The sequence below is a fragment of the Bacteroides helcogenes P 36-108 genome, from assembly GCF_000186225.1.
GTDB classification, from domain to species: Bacteria; Bacteroidota; Bacteroidia; order Bacteroidales; family Bacteroidaceae; genus Bacteroides; species Bacteroides helcogenes.
Window position 1 is genome coordinate 2481201 of sequence record NC_014933.1, and the last position, 17715, is coordinate 2498915.

The 17715-nt window shown below is 48.5% G+C and carries 16 protein-coding genes and 1 riboswitch; of the genes, 7 read left to right on the top strand and 9 right to left on the bottom strand.

The window, feature by feature from the left end; genetic code table 11:
• The first annotated feature begins 175 nt into the window (after positions 1–175).
• Both BACHE_RS10055 and gpmA read left to right on the top strand, forming a co-directional pair.
• Positions 176–472, top strand: a complete 297-nt coding sequence (locus BACHE_RS10055) for a hypothetical protein (protein WP_013547587.1) — start codon at positions 176–178, stop codon at positions 470–472.
• A gap of 40 nt (positions 473–512) precedes the next feature.
• Positions 513–1259: a 2,3-diphosphoglycerate-dependent phosphoglycerate mutase gene (gpmA, locus tag BACHE_RS10060; protein WP_013547588.1), complete on the top strand. Its 747-nt coding sequence runs from the start codon at positions 513–515 to the stop codon at positions 1257–1259.
• Positions 1260–1463: 204 nt separating this feature from the next.
• Here the strand turns inward: gpmA and BACHE_RS10065 are convergent, their stop codons facing one another.
• The 3 genes from BACHE_RS10065 to BACHE_RS10075 are packed head-to-tail and all read right to left on the bottom strand — an operon-like array spanning position 1464 to position 3543.
• Positions 1464–2186 (bottom strand): DUF6064 family protein, encoded by a 723-nt coding sequence (locus BACHE_RS10065; protein WP_013547589.1) that lies wholly within the window; start codon positions 2184–2186, stop codon positions 1464–1466.
• Between the two features lie 45 nt (positions 2187–2231).
• Positions 2232–2756, bottom strand: a complete 525-nt coding sequence (locus BACHE_RS10070; protein ID WP_013547590.1) for a threonine/serine exporter family protein — start codon at positions 2754–2756, stop codon at positions 2232–2234.
• Between the two features lie 19 nt (positions 2757–2775).
• Entirely contained in the window at positions 2776–3543 is a 768-nt protein-coding gene (locus tag BACHE_RS10075; protein WP_013547591.1) for a threonine/serine exporter family protein, read from the bottom strand.
• A gap of 128 nt (positions 3544–3671) precedes the next feature.
• Between BACHE_RS10075 and BACHE_RS10080 the strand changes: the two genes are divergently transcribed.
• Positions 3672–5015, top strand: coding sequence for a threonine/serine exporter family protein (locus tag BACHE_RS10080; protein ID WP_013547592.1), 1344 nt, complete (start codon positions 3672–3674; stop codon positions 5013–5015).
• A 31-nt stretch (positions 5016–5046) separates the two neighbouring features.
• Here the strand turns inward: BACHE_RS10080 and nrdG are convergent, their stop codons facing one another.
• Together nrdG and BACHE_RS10090 are read right to left on the bottom strand one after the other, a co-directional pair.
• A complete protein-coding gene (gene nrdG / locus BACHE_RS10085; RefSeq protein ID WP_013547593.1) occupies positions 5047–5547 on the bottom strand; it encodes an anaerobic ribonucleoside-triphosphate reductase activating protein in 501 nt (166 codons plus the stop codon).
• 5 nt (positions 5548–5552) lie between these two features.
• A complete protein-coding gene (locus tag BACHE_RS10090) occupies positions 5553–7760 on the bottom strand; it encodes an anaerobic ribonucleoside triphosphate reductase (RefSeq protein WP_013547594.1) in 2208 nt (735 codons plus the stop codon).
• 288 nt (positions 7761–8048) lie between these two features.
• Positions 8049–8265: riboswitch (cobalamin riboswitch) on the top strand.
• A 62-nt stretch (positions 8266–8327) separates the two neighbouring features.
• Here BACHE_RS10090 and BACHE_RS10095 point away from each other — a divergent pair.
• Positions 8328–9293: a uroporphyrinogen decarboxylase/cobalamine-independent methonine synthase family protein gene (locus tag BACHE_RS10095; protein ID WP_013547595.1), complete on the top strand. Its 966-nt coding sequence runs from the start codon at positions 8328–8330 to the stop codon at positions 9291–9293.
• A 132-nt stretch (positions 9294–9425) separates the two neighbouring features.
• Here the strand turns inward: BACHE_RS10095 and BACHE_RS10100 are convergent, their stop codons facing one another.
• The 4 genes from BACHE_RS10100 to BACHE_RS10115 all read right to left on the bottom strand — a co-directional run bounded on the left by BACHE_RS10100 (position 9426) and on the right by BACHE_RS10115 (position 13894).
• On the bottom strand, positions 9426–10526 hold the full coding sequence (locus BACHE_RS10100; RefSeq protein ID WP_013547596.1) for a TlpA disulfide reductase family protein: 1101 nt from the start codon (positions 10524–10526) through the stop codon (positions 9426–9428).
• A gap of 123 nt (positions 10527–10649) precedes the next feature.
• Positions 10650–11207 (bottom strand): 30S ribosomal protein S16, encoded by a 558-nt coding sequence (locus BACHE_RS10105; RefSeq protein WP_013547597.1) that lies wholly within the window; start codon positions 11205–11207, stop codon positions 10650–10652.
• 143 nt (positions 11208–11350) lie between these two features.
• A complete protein-coding gene (locus tag BACHE_RS10110; RefSeq protein ID WP_041579797.1) occupies positions 11351–12703 on the bottom strand; it encodes a Na+/H+ antiporter NhaC family protein in 1353 nt (450 codons plus the stop codon).
• Positions 12704–12835: 132 nt separating this feature from the next.
• Complete coding sequence (locus tag BACHE_RS10115) at positions 12836–13894, bottom strand: LacI family DNA-binding transcriptional regulator (RefSeq protein WP_041579798.1); 1059 nt, start codon at positions 13892–13894, stop codon at positions 12836–12838.
• A gap of 253 nt (positions 13895–14147) precedes the next feature.
• On the opposite strand from BACHE_RS10115, the gene BACHE_RS10120 reads away from it, so the two are divergent.
• From BACHE_RS10120 to BACHE_RS10130, 3 genes are all read left to right on the top strand, one after another.
• Positions 14148–15173, top strand: coding sequence for a sugar kinase (locus BACHE_RS10120; RefSeq protein ID WP_013547600.1), 1026 nt, complete (start codon positions 14148–14150; stop codon positions 15171–15173).
• Positions 15174–15316: 143 nt separating this feature from the next.
• The gene (locus BACHE_RS10125; RefSeq protein ID WP_013547601.1) at positions 15317–15985 is read left to right on the top strand and encodes a bifunctional 4-hydroxy-2-oxoglutarate aldolase/2-dehydro-3-deoxy-phosphogluconate aldolase; all 669 of its coding nucleotides are present in this window, start codon (positions 15317–15319) and stop codon (positions 15983–15985) included.
• Positions 15986–16537: 552 nt separating this feature from the next.
• On the top strand, positions 16538–17707 hold the full coding sequence (locus BACHE_RS10130; protein ID WP_013547603.1) for a glycosyltransferase family 2 protein: 1170 nt from the start codon (positions 16538–16540) through the stop codon (positions 17705–17707).
• Positions 17708–17715 lie beyond the last annotated feature (8 nt).

Genomic DNA, 17715 nt, shown 5'->3' on the forward strand with positions numbered 1-17715 from the left:
TTGTAGGGCTTTTGTCACCGCTTCACTCCCTATTTGAAGCTAACCGGTTTGAGGGGGCAGCAACGTTTTGGCTACCTATTAATGGGGATAATGAAATCCTTTTTGATGAAAAGTAGGTATTGTTAATTTGTCAAGAATAAGGGAACTTTGTATCATGATAATAAAAAGGCGGACTATGGTTAAGATTGTACATTCTGTTCCTCGGAATACTTCTGTCACACCCTTTGGCAAATGGCTGATATGGGGAGCTTTGATCGTATTGTTGGTTACAGTCTCTATTCTTGTTTTTTCAGCGCTGTCGCACGATGCCCGTGACGCGGCTTGCCGGTGCATTTTATGTGTTTTTAATCATATACCCCGTGATGGCGAGTATGTGTATAACCGCTATCTGCCTGTTATCAGCATGGCATGGGTATCCCTGTTGGTATTGTTGGTGTGCCTGGTTCGTTACTACGTGAACAAGCAGAGGTAAGTAAGTGTTTCTATTGAAAACAGAAAGGAGATAATGAGATATGAAAAGAATTGTTTTGCTGCGCCACGGTGAGAGTGCATGGAACAGGGAAAACCGTTTTACGGGTTGGACCGATGTCGATTTAACCGAGAAAGGCGTTGCCGAGGCCGTAAGGGTCGGTGAGTTGCTGAAAGAAAAAGGATTTCACTTCAAGAGGGCTTATACATCCTACTTGAAACGTGCCGTGAAGACATTGGATTGCGTACTTGACCGTTTGGATCAGGACTGGATTCCCGTAGAGAAATCCTGGCGGCTGAACGAAAAGCATTACGGTGAGTTGCAAGGTCTCAACAAGGCCGAAACCGCCGCCAAATATGGTGACGAGCAGGTGCTGGTGTGGCGCAGAAGCTACGATATCGCCCCTCATGCATTGGCTGAGGATGATTCGCGTAATCCCCGCTTTGAAGACCGCTATCAGGCAGTGCCCGATGCGGAGCTGCCCCGGACCGAATCATTGAAAGATACCATTGAGCGCATTATGCCATATTGGAAATGTGTCATTTTCCCGAGCCTGAGTACGGCCGGTGAATTGTTGGTAGTGGCGCATGGCAATAGCCTGCGGGGCATTATCAAGCACTTGAAGCATATTCCGGATGATGAGATCGTGCATCTGAACCTTCCAACGGCAGTGCCTTATGTTTTTGAGTTTGATGACGCGCTGAATCTGACCGGTGATTATTTCCTGGGAGATCCGGAAGAAATCAGGAAGCTGATGGAAGCGGTGGCCAACCAAGGAAAAAAGAAGTAAAAGGAAAACTTCCTTTACTCCTATTGAAAACCTCTGTCTTGTAAGGAGATAAGTTCTTCATTTATGCAGTAAACTCTGTTCGCAGCGCGCGAATATATATTCGCGCTGCTTGAATATATGTCCGCACGGCTTGAACATCTGTTCGCAAGGTTTGAATACAGATTTCGCTACCGGAGATTTGCAGTGTGATCATATTCTTTGTTCTTATCTTGCAAATTCTTGTAGCAGAGTGATGCTGAGCAATATACCGATGATGATGCAGATGATGATCAGAAACCAATTCATGAACCGTGCGCTCGGCTTGGTTTCCTTATGCAAGTTTTGGTCGAAGTAATTCTTGAAAAACAAGTAGATGGCGGGCACGGTGGCGCTTGCCAGCAAGAAATCCTCCGGAATCTTATAGACATAAACCTTGGAGAAGGCGATCAGTGCCCAATGACACAGGAAGAGGATGACGAGCAGATTGACCTTGCGCGAGAAAGCAAGCAGCAGTCCGATGGTGAACACGGCTACCGAGCAGGGCATCACGGTAGTAGTCATCATGGGGAATTCCATTCCTCGCGCCCATGATAGGAGAGGGTAGAGGAAAGGCATGGAGTAGAGTATGCCTACCAGCATTTTATATTTGGGATTGCGCTCGAACGGAGTATAGTCGGCAAACAGGTCCCACAGCCATATCACGGCAATTACTCCCCAAAAGATGGCAAGGATGTAATTGTAACTTCGTGTGCCGCAATACATCATATAATAAACGACGGATACCCATCCGTTCAAGAATATCATATAGATTTTCATGGAGCGTTTTACCCATGGCGTAGGTTTCTGATAAAGCAATGCGGTCAGTATGATACCTGCCACGGTAATGGCAAGTTGTGCCCACAAGGTTCCTTCGTTGTATTGCGCAATAGTATTCCAAAATATTTCCATTAGCTCTTTAGTCTTTTTTATAAATATCGTTGATGTGTTATCCGGTTATTTCGTTGCGTAATATTTTTGTTGCCGTTCCGTTCCGCCGTGTCTTGTCATGGAGAAGGCTCGTTTCTGGAAAAGGAACAACGGTATGGTAGCCCCTACCGCCAGCATGAAGATGACACTGCATGTCACAATGCTGTTGGTAAACATCTCTATCAGATACTTCTCCTGAAGTCCGGGCACTTTCATGTTCTGCATGAACATGATCAGCGAAAATACTATCTTATAGGCATACATGCCGGGAATCATGGGAAGCAGGGCGGGGATGTAAAGTACCGTCATGGGGCAGTATATGAGCCTTCCCAACAGCAGGCTGCCCATCCCGATGGAAAAGGATGCAAACAGGGAGGCTGTGGCAATATCGATTCCCAGGTAACTCATCAGGCAGAAGCGGAGTGCATGGCCTATGGCGGCAAGCGCCGCTATGGATGAAAAAGCCCTCAGGGGCGGGTCGGATATGGCTCCGAAGCCGATGGCTGCGATGGCTGCAAATGCCCCGTCCAAAAGAATATCCAGTAGTATCATTTGTTTTTGAAATTGAATGTTAGAGCAAACTGTTTCTGATCAGCATTAATGTGCACGAGAGGCCTACTGCAATGCACAGCACCAGCAGCAGCGCATGGATGAGCCGGCTGCATCCCGTCAGCGCATGTCCTTCAACGATGTCGATCACCCCGTTCAGCAGCGGAACGCCGGGAACCAGATAGAGCACGCTGGTGGCGATGGCAATCTCTGCCGTGGTTTCCAGTGTCAATGCCGAAGATGCTACCAGAGATGCGACAAAAGCCGACACCACGAAAACGATGTAATGGTTGATATGCTTCTTCTGCATGACTTGCTTCAGATAAAAACCTATGAGGGTGGCGGAGAATACGATGCCTCTTGCCGTCCAGTCACCTCCGAACAGTGCGCAGAATGACGCATTGGCGAATCCCACGAGGAGAAGGGTGCAGAGTGGGTCCATCTTGGGGCGTGAAATGATCTGTCCGTACTTATCCCACAGAGCATCGAGAGGAAGACGGTTGTCATAGGCTTCCCAACTGAGTGCGCTTAATTCCGAATTCAATTCAAAACTGATAGGAAAAGAAGGGATGATTGAAACTTCATTGTACACTTCCTGGCTCTCGATGTCGCAAACGCTGATTACAAGTGTCTTCTGAAAGAGGCTTATTTTGGCATCGACATTCAATGAATGGCCTATCCTCCGCGTATTCCGTATCACCCGCGAAGTATGTACGCCCGATCCCATCAGGCGGTTGGCATATTCTTGAAGAAACCGTGCGATTTCTTTTAATTCTTTAGATGAGTTCATATTAATTCTCCTGAAAAGCGGGTGTAAAGGTAGAGGTTTCCGCCGAATTAATGAAACCATTTTCCACATTTTGCCTATCTTTGCACTTCTAAGAGTCAAAAACATCATTTTTTAATATCCGAAAATTAATGAACGAAACATTAAGTGAACAAGAAACTTCCCTGCTTAGGAAGCTTGATTTATTGCTTCGCACAGGGCAACTGTTGGTTGAGAGCGCGGCGGATACGAATCGTGTGGTGCGTAATATGAACCGTGTCGCCGCTTATTTGGGATTGCCGGAAGAGAAACTCCACATCGACGTCAGCTATACGATGCTGGCGGCGAACCTGAGCGACGGTTCGCACTCGTATTCCAAATTCCAGAAATGCGAAAAGCACGGCATCAACATGACTGCCATCTCCGAAATCAGCAAACTTTCCTGGAGAGCGATTGAGAACGATTACTCTCTTGACCGGTATGAAGAAGAACTGGAAAAAATCAGGAACAGAAAAAGAAACTATATTCCTTACCTGGTTGCCGTGGGGGCGGGATTTGCCTGCGGTGGCTTCTGCAAGCTGTTCGGCAGCGACTGGATGGCGTTTTTGTTTGCTTCCGTCGCGGCTTTTGCAGGCTTCCGCGTCCGTGCCCGTTGCATAGAATTCGGGATCAATCACTATATGAGTATCGCCATTGCGGCTTTGGTTTCGACATGCATAGCTTATTTGTTTTCTTTTACGGGGCTTTCGTCAACTCCGTATAGCCCTTTGCTGGCATGTGCGCTGTTTATTGTGCCGGGAGTGCCTTTGATTAATTTCGTGGATGACATGATGGATAATTATATTCAGGTAGGCATCATACGAGCCGTCAATACGGTACTGATGGTTTGCGCAATGGCCTTCGGTATCGTGATTGCCATGCGTCTGCTGGCGGTGGAAGATATGGTGATTTACAAGAAATTCAGCGAACTGAGCATGATTCCTCATGACCCTTATTATGTATATGCCATTGCGGCTGCCATTGCAGCGATGGGCTTTTCCATGATATTCAATATCCAGCGCCGCCTGCTGTGGGTGGTTGCGGTGGGCGGCATCATTGCGGTTTGCACGCGCAACTTTGTCAATTTTGAATTGGGATGCGGTCCTGTGATCGGTTCGTTCGTCGGCAGCATGATGGTGAGCCTGATTGCGGTGAAAGCCGTTCATTGGTTCCATGTCCCCAACCATGTGCTGACCATCCCGTCCGTCATTCCTATGATTCCCGGAGTGCTGATGTATCGCGCTCTGTTGGGGCTGATCAATATGCACGGAGTGGTGGGAGAGGTGACCAATGTGGTGTCCAACGGCATTACGGCTTCACTGATCATTCTCAGCATAGCTCTGGGAGTGGCAGTACCCAATATTTTTGCCCGCCGATACATTGCCAAAGACAGGCAGCGCTTCTTGCAGGAAGAGTTGAAGAAGCGCAGGGAAAGAGGCAAGTTTATAGAATGGTGATAAAAATGTGAGCACCGCTTATGGGCGGTGCTCACATTTTAGGATTGTAGTCGTACGCTATTGTCCGGTTGGCCTTTAATGATGCTTGTACGTCAATCAGCCGTTGGTTGCTGCTTCCCCGGAAGTATAGGCTTTCATCACGCAGGTTTTCGTTGAATTTTCCGTCCACCAGTACATCTATGTATTCCAGGAGCTTGGCCTGGCGTGGATTGCACAGGAGCTTTTCAAAAGTATATCCGGTATAGCACCAGATGTTTTTCCGGCTTCGCTGCTTGATGGCTTGTGCCAGTTCGGTGAAACCTTCCGGCTGAAACATCGGGTCACCCCCGCTGAATGTGACGTCGGCAAAATCGTCGGCAAGAACCTTTTCCAGAATTTCGTCCGTTTTCATCCATCTTCCCCGGTTGATGTCCCAGGATTCGGGATTGTGGCAGCCGGGGCATGCGTTGGGGCATCCGGCGGCATAAATGGCGGTCCGGAATCCCGGACCGTCCACTGTGGTATCTTCCAATATGTCGAGAATAGAAAGCATGGCTTTTAATTGTGGATCACCCTGTCATTCAGCTCAGCCAGCTTTGCGCTGTTCCAGCGGTCGGTTGTGCCCACCAGATAGCCGGTGATGCGCTGTAGCTTGTCAATGTGCCTGCTTCCGCATTTTGGACAAACTTCCAGGTTCGGAGTCGAGTTCTCGTAGCCGCATTCCAGGCATCGGTTGCGGTTGTGGTTTACGGAGCCGTAACCTATGTTGTATTGGTCCATCATATCTACTACACGCATGATGACTTCCGGATTGTGGGTGGCATCGCCGTCAATCTCCACATAGAAGATGTGGCCGCCGCGTGTGAGGTCGTGGTAAGGAGCTTCCACCTCCGCTTTGTGGCGGGCGCTGCACTTGTAATATACGGGCACATGGTTGGAGTTGGTGTAATATTCACGGTCTGTGATGCCCGGCAGCATCCCGAATTTTTTACGGTCAATACGGGTGAACTTGCCCGATAATCCTTCGGCGGGGGTGGCAAGTATGCTGTAATTGTGCTGGTACTGTTCGGAGAACTGGTTGGCGCGGTCGCGCATGTAAGTTACGATTTTCACTCCTAATTCCTGGGCTTCTTCCGATTCTCCGTGGTGTTTTCCGAGAAGTGCGACGAGGCATTCTGCCAGTCCGATGAAGCCGATGCCCAATGTGCCTTGATTGATGACGGAGGCTATCGTGTCATTGGGTTTCAGCTTTTCGCAGCCCAGCCACAAGGCCGACATCAGCAACGGGAACTGTTTGGCAAATGCCGTTTTCTGGAATTCCATACGTTCGTGCAACTGGCGTGCGGTGATTTCGAGCATGGCATCCAGCTTGGCAAAGAAGCGTGCCGTGCGTTGCGCCTTGTCGTCTATGCCCATGCACTCGATGCCCAGCCGGACGATATTGATGGTTGAGAAAGAAATGTTTCCGCGTCCGATGGAAGTTTGAGGCCCGAAGCGGTTCTCAAAGACACGTGTGCGGCATCCCATGGTCGCCACTTCGTGTTCGTAGCGTTTCGGGTCGTCGGCCTTCCATTCCTTGCTTTGGTTGAATGTAGCGTCGAGGTTTAGAAAGTTGGGGAAGAACCGGCGTGCGGTGACCTTGCATGCCAATTGGTAAAGGTCGTAGTTGCGATCTTCGGGCAGATAGCTGGCTCCCCGTTTCTTTTTCCATATCTGGATGGGGAAAATGGCCGTTTCACCATTGCCCACACCCTGATAGGTGCTTTTCAGCAATTCGCGGATGATGCAGCGTCCTTCTGCCGAAGTGTCCGTTCCGTAATTGATGGAGCTGAACACTACCTGGTTGCCTCCACGCGAGTGGATGGTGTTCATGTTGTGTATGAACGCTTCCATCGACTGATGCACTCTGGCTGCGGTTTTGTTGATGGCATGCTGCACGATGCGATCCTCGCCGGACAAGTCCTCCAGCGCTTGTGGCAGATAGTCCGTCAGTTCCTTGTGATACAGATGCGAGTAATCTTTCCCGTTCAGTTCTTCCAGGTTTTTGATTTCCTCGATATAGCTGTTGCGCACGTATGGGGCAAGGTAGAAGTCGAATGCGGGGATGGCTTGTCCGCCGTGCATTTCGTTTTGCGCCGTCTCCAGGGAGATGCATCCCAGGATGCTGGCGGTTTCTATGCGCTTGGCGGGGCGTGACTCACCGTGCCCGGCCGAAAAGCCGTTTTTCAGGATATGGTCCAATGGATGCTGCACGCACGTCAGGCTTTTGGTGGGATAGTAATCCTTGTCATGGATGTGCAGATAATTCTGGCTGACGGCTTCCAGCACTTCGTCGCTCAGCAGGTAATCGTCAACAAACGGCTTGGTCGTTTCGCTGGCAAACTTCATCATCATGCCGGCGGGAGTGTCGGCATTCATGTTGGCATTTTCTCTGGTGATGTCATTGGATTTGATGTTGATGATTTCCAGAAACATGTCACGGGTTTTTGCCTTGCGCGCAATGCTGCGCTGGTTGCGGTAGGCTATGTACTTTTGCGCCACGTCTTTGCGGCTGCTTTTCATCAGTTCCACTTCCACCATGTCCTGAATGGCCTCCACCGTCATTTGTGAATTTCCCTTGAAGGAAATGTGGTCTGTAATCTGATGAATCAACTGCAAGTCTTCACCTTTGTCCGTGTGCAGCATGGCTTTCCGGATGGCTGTGACTATTTTCTCTTCATTGAAGCCGACAATGCGGCCGTCACGTTTAATTACCGTTTGTATCATAATCGTTGTATCTAAATGTAGAACTGTTTTGTTTGACTTGGTTATGCCAACAAAGTTACGTATCTTCTTGATATGTTTTTCTTTTTGGAAAACTTTTGTGGGTTTAAAAAGTGTTAATGTATTGACGTACAGTATGTATATGTTGAAAAGTGGGAAACTTTGCTTGAAGATAGCTTTTCATAGTTGCTCATTATTGTATATTGGCGGAGTACAAAGAGCACCCTTGATTCTGAAATGCAAAATGAAGATAAATATTTGAGGCAGATTGCCTGTTTTCGAATTCTTTAGCTATATTTGCATCGAACCGGTTTGCATAAGGCTTTCTTCCTTAGCAATTAAAAGGGAATCGGGTGCAACTCCCGAACAGTCCCGCTGCTGTGAAGTTTTACGTCAAACATTCCGTTGGATACCTGTTGCCACTGATCAAATTCGGAAGCGAAAGAGGTTGGGAAGGCGTTCGGAATGGAAACTGAGTCAGAAGACCTGCCGTTCGATTGCGCTTCTTTGTCACTCGTGGGGTTAGGGCAAAGATTATTGATCTTAATATAATCAAAAGAAAGGATAGATATGGCAAAAGTATTTCCTCCGTTCAGATTGGATATTGCCGGAGCTTTTTGTGCGCCTCGCGCGCTGAAAGATGCCCGTGAGCAATATCGCAACGGGCGGATAAGCCTGCAAACCTTGCAGGCGGTTGAAGATGCAGAAGTACGCAACCTTGTGGAACGGCTGAAGTCGGGAGGCATGCAAGTTGTTTCCGATGGCGGTTTCCGGAGCCGTGACTTTCTGGAAAGCTGGGAAGGGATACATTCAAAGGATGGACGGCCCCTCACAGCAGGATCTGCCCTGGAGATTACCGCCCGGATCGGATTGCAACGGCATCCCGTATTTGAGGAGTTTGCTTTCCTCGTTTCCGTGGCGGGTGAGGACGTGACGGTCAAGCAGCATATACCCTCGCCGGCAGAAGTGATGACGCAGATACTTCAGCGTGTGGAACGGAGTTGCTTGGAGGCCGCCTATCCGGACATCCGCCTCCTGTCCGATGACATCACCGCCTGTTATAAGATACTGCTGGACAGACTTTATGATGCCGGTTGCCGCTATATCCAGTTTGACGGTGTGCATTCCGTGGTTATGGAAGAAACGATTCGTCTCAACAACCGCGTCTTGCGCGAGCGTCCCGGCGGAATGTATGTGGCTTTCCATGCTCCTACGGAGATGCTGGTGCAGTTGCATGGCGCCGACGCCTATTTCCTGAACTACGATTGCGGCTCTTGCGACCGCAACCGCTTGTTATGGTTCCTACATGAGAAGGAGGCGGTGTTCGGTTTTGTGCTTTCCCGTTATCCCCATGAAGACGAGTTGGACGAGCTTCAGGCCAAGACGGAGAATGTCTTGAATTATATTCCTCTGAAACGTTTCACTCTGTGCCTGCCCGATGCCAATGCGCTTCTTTCCCCCTCGGATGCCGATGAGGAAGAACAGTGGGAAACCGTGCGGCTGGGGATGATGATGGCGCGGCGTATATTTTGCTGACCGGAAGATATTCTGTTGTCAGTGAAATATGCCACACTTTGATATGCAGAATGCCACACTTCACAAAGAATGACATGCGTCATTGGCCTTGTTGAAGTGTGGCATTCGTTGTGATGCAGTGTGTGTGGATCGTTATTTGATCACTTCGGCTAATTTCTGTTGCAGCTCGTCACCGTGCAGACCGCGTGCAAGGATAATTCCGTCACCGTCAATCAGTACAGTGTGAGGAATGCTGCTTACGGCATACAACTTGGCGCCTTCGCAATTCCAGTATTTCAGGTCGGACATTTGCGGCCAAGTGATGTTCAGTTTCTTGATGGCTTCCTTCCAAGAGTCACCGCTTTGGTCTAAAGAAACACCGACTATTTCAAAATTCTTGTTCTTGTATTTTTTGTAAGCCTCTACCAGATTGGGCATTTCGCGGCGGCAGGGGCCGCACCAGCTTGCCCAGAAGTCTATAAGCACTACTTTGCCTTTGCCTACATAATCGGACATTTTCACCGTTTTTCCCTCCGGAGTCTGCATCTCGAAGTCTGTAAATTTCTGTCCCACAGCAGTGGCTTTCATTTTTTCTACGTTTTCTTTTATTTTGATGATTGTCTCGTCGTTGCTGTAAGCTGCCGGAATCTGCGGCATCAGAGGTTCGAGGTCAGCTATTTCCATGTAATAGAAATTCTGCTTCAGCAGTTGGATACCCACCGGGTTTGTGATATTTTTTTTGATTCCCTCTTTGGTGGTTTCTATCATTTTCTCCTGCAAGGTTTCCATTTCCTTGCCTTTGGCCTCACGCTGCTCGTCGGTTAGGGTGGAGTCGGACATGGAGTTGTATATGTCCATCATTTGGCGGTTCAGCCCGCCGATTTTGGTTCTGATTTCCTGATATGCGTCATTGTTGGGCGTGCCGGTGGCCGAGTCGTTTTCTCCGGGGCTCAGGTTGATACTGATTTTTCCGTTTTCGAGGAAGAAATCGATTGCCATGCCGTCCTTGCCGGCTGCTTTATAAGAGATATAGCGGTTGGCTGTGGTGTCTTGCGCACCTTTGAAGGTGAATTTGCCGTCTTTGATGATGGCTGAGTCTAATTTGACGAATTGGCGTCCTTCGACGGTTTCCAGATACACGGTGTCTCCATCGGCGGCTCCTTCTACGGTTCCGGTTACGGTGTAGCCCTTGTTTCCGCCGTTACAGGCCGCAAATATGGCGGCAGCGGCGAGTAGATAAACAACTTTTCTCATTGCTTGCTTCTTTTTAAGGTGAATAATTGTATGAGCAGCAAAGATAATAAATAAAAAATCCTCTCCGTATGAAGTGGAGAGGATTTTATAGTTTTAATCCCAATTTTAATGATAATGCTGTGCTTACTGTTGTTCGGCGGCAGCTTCTTCGGCCGGAGTTTCTGCGGCTTCGGTTGCAGGTGCTTCGGCAGGTGCTTCGGCAGCGGCTTTGGCGGCTTCTTCAGCGGCTTTCTTTTCAGCCAATACTTTGGCCTTTTCTTCGTTTATTTTCTTTTCGGCTTCCAGACGTGCTTTGGTTTCAGCTTTCTTGGCTTCTTCGTCTTTGGCTTTCAGGGCAGCCAGGCCGTTTTGCTTGTTGTTCTTCCATGCCTCAAACTTGGCTTCTGCTTCTGCTTCGCCGAATGCGCCTTTGGTTACGCCACCCAAAAGGTGCTTCTTCATGTAAACGCCTTCGCGGGAGAGGATGGTACGAACGGTGTCCGTCGGTTGTGCACCTTTCAATACCCAGTCAAGCGCGCGGTCGAACTTCAAATCTACTGTGGCAGGATTGGTGTTGGGGTTGAAAGTTCCAATCTTCTCAATAAATTTACCATCACGTGGTGCTCTTACGTCTGCAATAACGATGGAGTAGAAAGCGTAGTTCTTACGTCCATTTCTTTGCAATCTGATTTTTGTTGCCATTTTAAATTAAATGTTTTTAGTTAATGATTTGAATATTGCTACTAACTCGTAATAGCGGGCGCAAAGGTAGGAAATATTTTCGGATTATGATTTATGGATTGCGATTTATTTTCTTTTGTCATGCAATTCAGGAATCTTCGCGTTCACGAGTACCTCTTTGGATATCTCACCAGGATGGCCAGTATCGCGCACGCTCCCATGCAGAACGGGTAGTACAGATTGCCTATGATGCTGAGTGGGGAGATGCCGGCCAGTCCGGCGGCGATCAGCATTTGCGCTCCGTAGGGTATCAGCCCTTGCACGAGGCACGAAAAGGTGTCCAGTATGCTCGCCGTCTTTCTGCGGTCAAGGTGGAAACGCAGGGCGATGTCTTTGGCGATCGGTCCGGTGGTGATGATGGCTATTGTATTGTTGGCAGTGCAGAGGTTGGCGATGCTGACGAGGGCGGCTATGCTGAATTCCGCCCCCCGCTTGCCTTTGACGTGGCGGGTGAGGCGGGAGATGATGAAGTCTATGCCTCCGTTGTAGCGGATGGTTTCCAGCATGCCGCCCGCCAGCAGGGTGATGATGATGAGCTCTCCCATCCCCGTGATGCCTGTGCCCATGGCTCCGAACCAGTCGAAGAATGAGGTGCTTGCAGCTACACCCTCTGTGGGAGTCGCGCCTATGCCGGTAAGGCCGGTTGCCGTGCAGATTCCTATGATGCCGGTAGATACGATGCCCAGCAGTAGGACCAGCATTACGTTGACTCCTGCCACGGCTGTGCCCAGCACGATGAGGTAGGGGATCACTTTAATCCATTCTATCTCCTGCACCTGTGCAGGGGCCGATACGGATAAGCCCCGGAAGATGTAAAAGCACAGCACGATGAGCGCGGCCGGAATCACAATCATGAAGTTCGCTCTGAACTTGTCCCTCATTACGCAATTCTGCGTTTTGGTCGAGGCGATTGTCGTGTCCGAAATGAACGAGAGATTATCGCCGAAGAAAGAGCCGCCCACCACGATGGCTACCATATAGGGAAGGTCTGTTCCCGTCTTTTCGGCCAGCCCTACGGCTACGGGGGTCAGGGCAACGATAGTGCCCACGCTCGTGCCTATGGACAATGAGATGAAGCATGCGGCAATGAATATGCCTGCCAGCAGCAGGTTGTCCGGCAGGATGTGCAGGGTGAGGTTCACGGTGGCGTCGATGGCGCCCATTTGTTTGGCGCTTTGCGCGAATGCTCCGGCAAGGATGAAGATCCATACCATGAGCATGATATTCTTGTTGCTGGCGCCTACTGAGAACTGATAGACGCGCTGCTCCAGCTTCAACCCCCGTGTGATGGCGATGGCGTAGCAGGAGGACAGCAGGAATGCCACGGTGATGGGCATTTTATAAAAGTCGTTCGCCAGGAGGGAAGTTGCCAGATAGAGGCAGAGGAAAACCATCAGTGGGCTGAGTGTCCACCAGCCGCCTTCGGGCTTTTGGGTTGTATTTGTTGTCAGTGGCATTTTGTTATTATATTTAGTAATGTAATCCGTGCCTAAAAGAAACTGGTAAGCTTGTTTTGACACACACCGCATCACCCCTCCGCTTTTTGAGTTTCTTGCTCTTCGGTCAATGCGCTTGTGCCACCCGCTATATCATTTATTGTAATAAAACTCAATATTTTCCTTTGTCAGCAGGTCAATCGGCATGAAGTTCTCTCTTGTCACCTCTTTTTTCAGGATAAGATGCTCGCACAGGGTCTTTATGCCATCGAAGCCTTGCAGCGCAGGCTGCTGTGCGATGAGAAAGAATATGCTGCCTCTTTTCAGGCACTCTACGTTGCGTTGCAGCAAATCATAGCCCATGAGGTTGAAGTCCTTTTTTTGCTTCTTCAGCAAATATTCCCCGATGATATATGCTTTCGAGTTGAAAGTGATGCCGTTTTTCACGGCCGGATGCTTCGTGAAGAACTCGTCCAGCATCTGCGAATCCTCACTGTCGCGCTTGGCATGCAGGTCCAGATCCCAGATGCGGCATGCGGGATGGTGCTTCTGCATATATTCACGGAAGCCTATCTCGCGCCGTTCCTGCTGGTTCGATCCCACGATCCCTTCGTTTATCTTGCGGAAAATAACGATTTCAAGGGCATCTTCGCCGGCAATCAGCATCAGCATGCGGGCGGCAAAATATCCGCTTTGGTGCGAGTTCTGCCCGAAGAAGGAGAGGGCGGGCTCCTCCTTGATGTCCGAGTCTATATATATATAAGGTATGTCATGCTCTGTCAGTCCGTCCGTAAACAACTTGGTGTATTGCGGGACGGTGGGTGCAAACATTACCCCGTCAGGTTTCAGTGCCAGAATGCTTTGGGAAGCTTCGGCGAACGAACGGTAATCGTAGGGGTCATAATAGGAAATCCACACGGCAACATTGAAATCGGAGTAAGTCGTCACGGCCTCGTTTATGCCTGCCTCCACCTCTGTCCAGTATTCTCCTTTCTCATGTTGGGGCAGCAGGCAGGCAAATGTGTATTTCTTATTGGAGGCCAGCGCGCTGGCGTACATGTTGGGCTGATAGTCCAACTGCTTCAGAATCTCTTCCACCCGTTTCCTGCTGGATTCGGAAACACCGCTTCGCCCATGAATCACACGGTCCACAGTACCTACTGACACATCTGCCATCTTGGCGATGTCTTTTATTCTTATTCTTTCTGCCATCTGTTGATCTGCTATTTGAACAACCTTGTGCTCGCACACAATAATAATATTGGTATTTTCGATACAAATATATGATAATTTCTTGTATTTCAAAAATTGTTGTATCTTTGTGCCCGCACACGGAGGCTGCGAAGGATGCACTTTTTTACAGTTTATACTTCATGTTATCAGTTGTTTAATGTTGTTTTTTGCTTTAAATGACAAATTGAAAGGAAATAGACCAATCATATATTAAATAAAAAGATAAAAGATTATGGGAAAGAAAGTAGTTACATTGGGTGAAATCATGCTGAGGCTGTCCACTCCGGGAAACACCCGTTTTGTGCAGTCCGATTCTTTTAATGTGGTATATGGTGGCGGTGAAGCCAACGTCGCTGTCAGTTGTGCCAACTACGGGCATGATGCTTATTTTGTAACCAAATTGCCGAAGCACGAAATCGGACAGTCGGCAGTAAACGCACTGTGCAAGTATGGTGTAAAGACGGATTTCATAGCTCGTGGAGGTGACCGCGTGGGCATTTACTATCTTGAAACCGGCGCTTCCATGCGCCCGAGCAAGGTTATTTACGACCGTGCACATTCTGCCGTTGCAGAGGCCGACCCTTCGGATTTTGATTTTGACGCCATTATGGAAGGTGCGCACTGGTTTCACTGGTCGGGCATCACTCCCGCCATCTCCGACAAGGCTGCCGAACTGACCCGCCTGGCCTGTGAAGCTGCCAAGCGCCACGGTGTCACGGTATCTGTTGACCTTAATTTCCGCAAGAAACTCTGGACGAAAGAAAAGGCCCAGTCCATTATGAAACCGTTAATGCAGTTCGTGGACGTCTGCATCGGCAACGAAGAAGATGCGGAACTCTGCCTCGGCTTCAAGCCTGAGGCAGATGTGGAAGGCGGCAAGACGGATGCTGAAGGCTACAAGGGCATCTTCAAGGCTATGGCCAGGGAATTCGGTTTCAAATATGTCGTCTCCACCTTACGAGAATCGTTCTCCGCAACCCACAACGGCTGGAAGGCAATGATTTATAATGGAGAGGAATTTTACGAATCGAAGCGTTACGACATCAATCCTATCATTGACCGTGTGGGTGGCGGCGACTCTTTCTCCGGAGGCATCATCCACGGCCTGCTCACCAAGACTGACCAGGGAGCCGCCCTCGAATTTGCGGTGGCTGCATCTGCATTGAAGCATACCGTCAACGGTGACTTCAACCTCGTTTCCGCCGAAGAGGTAGAAGCATTGGCGGGAGGTGACGCAAGCGGTCGCGTGCAACGCTAATAATTCTTGAGCATTCATTGTTCATACTCAGGAGTTAAGTTGTAAGAAGTTAAGGAGTGAAGCGAGCGATAACTCCTTTTAACTCCCTTAACTTCACTGTGAATTATAGATTAGAGTTATACATTAAATTATTGATTAATGCAATGGCAAAATTTGATAAGATAGCCGTATTGAACAAGATTGGTTCTACCGGCATGGTTCCAGTATTCTACCATAAGGATGCAGAAGTGGCAAAGAAAGTAGTGAAAGCCTGCTATGAAGGCGGTGTGCGCGCATTCGAGTTTACCAACCGGGGCGACTTTGCCCATGAAGTATTTGCGGAAGTTGTGAAATTTGCGGCGAAAGAATGCCCGGAAATAGCTGTGGGCGTAGGTTCTGTCGTTGATCCTGCCACGGCTGCCTTGTACTTGCAGTTGGGAGCCGATTTTGTTGTGGGTCCTTTGTTCAATCCTGAGATAGCCAAGATCTGCAACCGTCGCCTGGTGGCCTATACTCCGGGATGCGGAAGCGTTTCGGAAGTGGGCTTTGCGCAGGAAGCCGGTTGCGACCTCTGTAAGATTTTCCCCGGCGACGTATTGGGCGCTAAACTCGTGAAAGGGCTATTGGCCCCGATGCCCTGGTCTAAATTGATGGTTACGGGCGGTGTAGAGCCCACTCGGGAGAATCTGACTTCATGGATCGGAGCAGGCGTGTTCTGTGTGGGCATGGGTTCCAAGCTATTTCCCAAAGATAAGGTTTCCGCCGAAGACTGGACTTACGTTACTGAAAAATGCAAGGAAGCCTTGGCTTATATTGCGGAAGCAAGAGGATAGGATGATTCATTTTGTTTTTGTGTTTACAAGTGTAAATTTCATGCTTCCTCTCTAAAACTATGTTATAAAACATATGGAAAAAGCTTTTCATGTTTGCGAACACAAAAAAACATCCTACCTTTGTAGTGCTGTTGGGAAACAGCTAATGTTTACATAATAAAAATAGAGTTTTTCAGTATAGATATTAGTTGTTAGGTAAAAAGATTGAAATTTAGTTTTTTCATAGGCTAAAAGATTTGGATTTAAAAATAGGTAATTAGGTAAAGGTAAAATTAAGATTAATGTTTTTCGAATAAGGTTATTGAAGTTTTTTCAGAGGTAAAAAGAAAGATTGATTTTTGGATAACAATTAGATGTGATGTAAAAAAAGAAAAGCCTTTATGGCTTTTCTTATGAGTGGCGAGGGGTTCGTGAGAGCTTGCTCGTTTTTTTATGTCCCTGCTTCTGTTTTCCGTATCTTTTATCCGGATTCTTCTTCTTTTTTGTATCTTTGTATCGAATATTCCTGAGATCGGATTTTCTGACTTACAGGAGGATTAAATCGAATGAGCCGTGGAACAGATATTAATTATATTTGACTGGATTCTATACATCCTGTTCGCCGTAAATGTAGTGTATTTGCTGGTGTATAGTTTAGCTTCGTTGTGCCGTAAACCTTCTGTGCCCTTACCGGCCGACGATTATAAACGTTTTGCAGTGCTTATTGCCGCCTATCGTGAAGATGCGGTTATTATGGCCACCGTACATTCCTGTCTGGCGCAGGACTATCCGAGTGACAAGTATGATGTCGTGATTATCTCCGACCACATGCTGCCCGAGACAAATTCAGCCTTGTCCGGGCTTTCCGTTAAATTGCTTCAGGTCGATTTCGAGAAAAGTACGAATACCAAATCCTTGAAGGCGGCTCTTGAGTATCTGGATGAGGACGACTATGACGTGGCATTGATAATAGATGCGGATAACATCATCGGCCCTTCCTATCTGTCCGAAGTGAACAATGCCTTTGCCGTTTCCGGCGTTCAAGTGGTGCAGTCCCACCGCATAGCCAAGAACCTGAATACGGACATGGCTTATCTGGACGCCGTCAGCGAGGAAATCAATAATTCCATATTTCGTTTGGGACATGCCAATCTGGGCATGTCGGCCGCTCTGATCGGTTCGGGCATGGCCTTCGAGTACCCCCTGTTTCGTGCTGCGATGATGAGCAACACTTCGGTGGGAGGCTTCGACCGTGTGCTTGAGATGAAGCTTCTTTACCAGGGGGTACGTTTCCACTATTTGCCCGACACCTGTGTAAAGGATGAGAAGATACAGAAAGCGCATAGCTTTTATCAGCAACGCCGCCGTTGGTTGTCCGCCCAATATTACAGTCTGGGCGAATTCATGCATCATCTTCTTCCCGCCCTCTGTGCCCGAAAATGGGATTTCTGCGACAAGCTTTATCAGCAGGCCTCTTTTTCGCGTGTGCTGTTATTGGGATTCACGTTTATAATTTCTCTTGTATATTCCTTGTGTGCCTCTCCGTCGGCATATAAGTGGTGGTGCATTTTCATCCTGTTGCTGCTGGCCCTTGCTCTTGCTGTTCCCCGTTATTTCTGGAAGTGGCGTTTGTTCAAGGCCTTGTGCTTGGTTCCTTCTTCCTTCGTGCTGATGTTCTTCAATCTATTCCGATTGGGAGAAGCCAACAAAAAATTCATTCATACGGCACATGGGGTAGATTAAAGATTATA